At 46.4% G+C, this 435-nt stretch carries 1 rRNA gene; it reads left to right on the forward strand.

Features of this window, described 5'->3' with window-relative positions:
* Nucleotides 1-54: ribosomal RNA gene (locus P0D62_RS19020) — 16S ribosomal RNA — on the forward strand; the annotation flags it as partial.
* Nucleotides 55-435: the final 381 nt, after the last annotated feature.

Consider the following 435-nt stretch of genomic DNA (forward strand, 5'->3'; position numbering starts at 1 on the left):
ACTAAGTCGTAACAAGGTAGCCGTACCGGAAGGTGCGGCTGGATCACCTCCTTTCTAAGGAGCCATATATGTCCCACGTTTTCCGTTGTGGGATGGGTTTCTGTGGAACATTGACCTAGATCATTATCGAATCGTTTGGATTGTTTAGTACTGCTCGCTTTTTGTGGGTGTGGAACGGGATCCTTGGGGTTGGTGGTGGTTGCCAAGCAAGGACACGTTGTTGGGTTCTGGAAAATCAAACGCATGCAAGCCCGGTTGGGTTTGGGTGGTTGGTTTTCTGCGCCAGAGCAAATACTTGATTCACGTTGTTTCGTGTGTTGGGGTTTGTTTTTGGGTGTGTTTTGAGAATTTTATAGTGGACGCGAGCATCTTTGTAGATTATCGAATGTGATATTTTTGTTTGACAAGCTACTAAGTGCGATCGGTGGATGCCTT

The organism is Tessaracoccus caeni (assembly GCF_029211185.1).
Classification (GTDB): domain Bacteria; phylum Actinomycetota; class Actinomycetes; order Propionibacteriales; family Propionibacteriaceae; genus Arachnia; species Arachnia caeni.